Genomic DNA, 4,689 nt, shown 5'->3' with positions numbered 1-4,689 from the left:
ACTGGGGTGGCACAACCGACCGGGAAACCGGCGGAACATGAAGGCCCCAGGCCCTACCGCCAGGAGACGCCACCGCGCCAGCCCCCGACCCTACGCGGTGAATTTCGCGCGAGTTGATCGATTACATAAGAAAAGTGCTTCTGAGCTGGGAGATGGGGCTTGTCTAGAGTCCTGTCCGCGCCAGATCGAGAAGCACTTTCCACGTGAAGACTATCGTCTCCCACCGCACGATCACCGCCTCCGCCGACGGCACGGGACTGCTGTCCCACGCCGGGAGCGTCCTGCTGCTCAAGACCCTGCATCTCACCGGCCTGGACCGGGCGCTGTCGGACCAGCTGGAGCGCTGGCGACCAGAGCGCACGGTGCACGATCCCTGCAAGATCGTGGCCGATCTGGCCGTCAGCCTCGCGCTGGGCGGGGACTGCCTGGCCGACATCGCCCTGCTGCGTGCACAGCCCGAGTTGTTCGGACCTGTGGCCTCCGACCCGACCGTCTGCCGCCTGATCGAGCGGCTCGCCCGCGATGAGGTCAAGGCGTTCAAGGCCCTGCGCGCGGCCCGCGCCCTCGCCCGCAGGCGGGCCTGACAACTGGCAGGAACGACGGCGCCGGGCAGTGACGGCGAGCTGATCCCCCTCGACATCGACGCCACCATCGTCATCGCCCACTCCGACAAACAACAGGCGGCACCGACCTGGAAGAAGACCTTCGGCTTCCAGTGCGCCATGAGGCGCTCTGGCGTATCCCCGGCATAGCTGGGAGGAACTCGGAAGGAGGTTCCTGGGCCTAATGACTTACCCGATCCGGAAACGGTGACGGGACCAGAGCATGTCAGGAAACTGGCGGCCATGCCGAGACGCTGCGGATGGCGCGCCAGGAGGCCCGCGTGACATGGCGAAAGCTGGATTGCCTGAACCCCAATCTCCAGCGGAGGCAACGGAGACTCCACCGGCAAGGCGTCTGAGGCCGGTGCCGTCGACTGCGGTGGCTTGATGGAAGGGCCGCCGCACCTTTCAGTCGGCGGAGCGACGCCCAGTCAGGGTGTTGAAGGAGATGAGTGGGGCGCCTACCTCACGCTGTTACGTACGTCGGAGACGAACATGGGATCGCCTACGGGATGCGAGTCCTACGGCGACGGAGTGCCCGTAGTAGTCGCAGGGGTCACGGCCTGCCGGGGAGGACGGGAAAGCCGTCCACAGGGCCAAGGGGCACAGGTGATCGGACATCCCGGTCTGGGAGGTATGCGAAATGCAGAGCGCCGAAACGGTGCTGGGTGTCCTGCGTGAACGCGGCAGGCGCGGCCGGTCGTGTGAGGAGTTGTATCGGCAACTGTTCAACCCGCAGTTGTATTTGCTGGCCTACGGGCGGCTCTACTCCAATCACGGAGCGATGACGCCCGGGACGAGCCGGGAGACCGTGGACGGCATGTCGCTGGGCAAGATCGGACGCGTCATCGACGCGCTGCGCCACGAGCGCTTCCGGTGGAGTCCCGCACGAAGGATCCACATCCCGAAGAAGAACGGCACACGCCGCCCGCTCGGCCTTCCTTCCTGGACAGACAAGCTGGTGGCCGAAGTGGTGCGCCTGCTGCTGGAGGCCTACTACGAGCCGACCTTCCGCGACGCCTCTCACGGGTTTCGGCCAGGTCGCGGCTGTCACACCGCGCTCCGCAAGGTCGCGGACACGTGGCAGGGCACGACCTGGTTCATCGAAGGGGATATCGCCGACTGCTTCGGCAGCCTCGACCACGACGTCATGATGACGAGGCTGGCGGCGAACATCCATGACGGCCGGTTTCTTCGGCTGATCAGGCACATGCTGCAGGCCGGATACCTGGAAGATTGGATCTTCAACGCGACGCTCAGCGGTTGTCCGCAGGGCGGGGTCGCGTCACCGATCTTGTCCAACATCTATCTGGACCGGTTGGACGTCTTCGTCGAGACCGTCCTCATCCCGGAATACACCCGAGGAGGCTCCCGGAAACCGAACCGGGAGTATCACAGGACGTACTACGCGATGCGCAGAGCCCGCGAACGCGGCGATCTCGCCACCTTCCGGGCGCTGCGCCAACGGCTGCGGTCCTTGCCCAGCTCAGATCCCCGAGATCCGGGCTATCGCAGGCTCCGCTACATCCGTTATGCCGACGACATCCTGTTCGGGTTCGCCGGACCCAAGGCCGAAGCCGAGCAGATCAAGGCACGCCTGGCCCAGTTCCTGCATGAAGACCTCAAGCTCGAATTGTCGCCGGACAAGACCCTGATCACCCATGCCCGCACCCAAGCGGCACGGTTCCTCGGCTACGAGATCACCGTTCAGCACAGCAGCACAAAGGTCACGAACCGGCGGAGGTCCGTCAACGGCGTGATCCGGCTGCGGGTGCCGATCCCGGTGGTCAAGGCCTACTGCACTCGCTACCTCGACCGCGGCAAACCCGTGCACCGCTCCAACCTGTTCGCCGCCCCGGACCGGGACATCATCAGGACCTACGGAGCCGAGTACCGAGGCATCGTCCAGTACTACCTGCTCGCCAGCGACGTATTCCGCCTCGCCCGGCTCCGCTGGGTGATGGAAACCTCGCTGCTCAAAACGCTCGCCGGCAAGCACCGCTCGACCGTCGCGACCATGGCCCGGAGATACAAGGCCAAAGTCGACACCCCGGTCGGACCCCGCACGTGCTTGCAGGTCATCACGGAGCGTCCCGGCAGGAAGCCGCTGGTCGCGCGGTTCGGCGGGATTCCGCTGCGGCGGCAGAGAACCGCACTGGTCATCGACAAGTCCATGACCAGGACCGTTGTCCGGCGCAAGGAACTGATCTCCAGGCTCCTGGCCGGACGCTGCGAGATCTGCGGCGAAACGGACGACATTGTCGTCCACCACGTTCGCAGCCTCGCGGACCTGACCGACCGCAGGCAGCCGCACCCGGCCTGGGTGACGGTGATGGTCAAGAAACGGCGAAAGACCCTCGTGGTCTGCCGTGACTGTCACACCACCATCCACGCCAGCGGCTGACGGAACCACGAAGATCACTGGAGAGCCGTCTGCGGTCAAAGCCGCACGGGCGGTTCGGGCCGGAGGTCACCGGAAAAGGACCCGCGCTCCGCGCGGGCACCTCGCCGGTGGCCTACCGGTGCTCCGATGACGGTACTTCGTCGTGGACATCAGCAGGAACGGCCGGGGCCCACCTTCGCCGACCACGGCCTGGGTGGTTCCGGCGAACCCCTGGCCATCATGCTGCGGCTGGGCAACGCTCGCTCCAACACCGCCGCCGACCACATCGAAGCCACCCGCCTGGCCCTGGCCCAGCTGCGCAAACACCGCAGACGCCAGGTCCTCATCCGCACCGACTCCGGCGGCGGCACCCACGAGTTCCTGTCCTGGCTCACCAAACCAGGCCGCCGCCTGTCGTACTCGATCGGGTTCACCCTCACCGAGGAGATCCAGCACGCCGTCCTGCGCCTGCCCAACAGCGCGTGGACGCCCGCCTACGACGCCGACCGGCAAGTGCGGCCCGGCGCCTGGGTGACCGAACTGGCCGGCCTGCTCGACTTGTCCGGCTGGCCCAAGGGCATGCGCGTCATCGCCCGCAAAGAACGCCCGCACCCCGGCGCCCAGCTGCGCTTCACCGACGTCGACGGCTGCCGCGTCACCTGCTTCGTCACCGACGCCAAACGCGGCCAGCTCGCCGACCTGGAACTGCGCCACCGCCGCCGGGCCCGCGCCGAAGACCGCATCCGCTGCGCCAAGGACACCGGCCTGGCCAACCTGCCGCTGCACGACCTCGCTCGCAACCAGATCTGATGCGAGCTCGTCGCCCTGGCCTGCGAGCTCCTCACCTGGACGCAGATGCTGGCCCTGCCCGCCACCGCAGCCCGCGCCTACGAGCCCAAGCGCCTGCGTCTGCGGCTGTTCGCCGTGGCCGGACGGCTGGCGCGTGGCGGCCGCCGTCTGCGCCTGCGCATCGCCGCCCGATGGCCCTAGGCCCGCGACATCCTCACCGCTCTTACCCGCCTGCAAGCCCTGCCGGCCCCGCCCTGACCAGCCACCAAACCGACCCCACGACCAGGAAAGGACACCCCGCGGGCCTGTGGAACCCCGCCCACCCGGCGCGACAGCTGGCGACCCGCTGACTCTCATTAGATCGAGGTTAACGCTCCCTATTGTCCGCGCCGGATGAATTCTGCTTCTTTCTGCGCCCGCAATGCTTCTTCCTCACTGCGCAGTGCCGAGAGGGTCACGCTGAGGTTGGTAAGGGCGTCAGCGAGGTGGGGGCGGTGGGTTCCGGCATTCGTCTCAGCCAAGCGTCTGTAGATGGTGATGGCCTCCTCTTGGGCGTGGAGGGCTTCTGCCGGGCGGCCCAGCAGCAGAAGCGTCATTCCGAGGCTGGTCAGAGAGTCGGCAAGGTCCTGACGATGATGCTCAGGGTGGGTTGCGGCGAGTTGCCGGTAGAGAGTGACAGCTTCTTGCTCGGCGTTGCGGGCTTCGGCCAGCCGATCGAGTTGTGTGAAGGTGACGCCCAGGTTGAACAGGGATTTGGCGCAGTCGTGGCGGTGTTCGTCAGGATCGGCATCGGCCAGAAGCCGGTAGAGGGCGATGGCTTCCTGCTCGGCCTCGAGGGCTTCGACCCACCGGTCCAGTTCCGAGAGGGTCTTGCCGAGGTTGGTGAGTGACTTGGCGAGGTCGAAACGGTGATCA

At 66.6% G+C, this 4,689-nt stretch carries 2 protein-coding genes and 2 pseudogenes; 3 read left to right on the top strand and 1 reads right to left on the bottom strand.

The genetic code is table 11. The features are described 5' to 3' along the window. Nucleotides 1–203: 203 nt before the first annotated feature. The 3 genes and pseudogenes from AB0B91_RS63630 to AB0B91_RS63620 all read left to right on the top strand — a co-directional run. Nucleotides 204–713 (top strand): annotated as a pseudogene (locus AB0B91_RS63630) (transposase); the annotation flags it as partial. A 532-nt stretch (nucleotides 714–1,245) separates the two neighbouring features. After that, a complete protein-coding gene (locus tag AB0B91_RS63625) occupies nucleotides 1,246–3,006 on the top strand; it encodes a reverse transcriptase domain-containing protein (protein WP_358342695.1) in 1,761 nt (586 codons plus the stop codon). A gap of 174 nt (nucleotides 3,007–3,180) precedes the next feature. Beyond that, nucleotides 3,181–3,975 (top strand): annotated as a pseudogene (locus AB0B91_RS63620) (IS1380 family transposase); the annotation flags it as partial. A gap of 176 nt (nucleotides 3,976–4,151) precedes the next feature. Here AB0B91_RS63620 and AB0B91_RS63615 read toward each other — a convergent pair. Further along, nucleotides 4,152–4,689, bottom strand: a 538-nt coding sequence (locus AB0B91_RS63615; protein WP_358342693.1) for a tetratricopeptide repeat protein, incomplete at its 5' end; no start/stop codon positions are given.

The organism is Nonomuraea sp. NPDC049141 (assembly GCF_040648415.1).
Taxonomy (GTDB): Bacteria; Actinomycetota; Actinomycetes; order Streptosporangiales; family Streptosporangiaceae; genus Nonomuraea.
Note: the sequence above shows the minus strand (reverse complement) of the source record. Positions and strands in the feature narration are given on the sequence as shown.

What these genes read in the sequence shown, in the direction of transcription:
- AB0B91_RS63625 (WP_358342695.1), top strand. Translation starts at nt 1,246, where the DNA reads ATGCAGAGCGCCGAAACGGTGCTGGGTGTCCTGCGTGAACGCGGCAGG.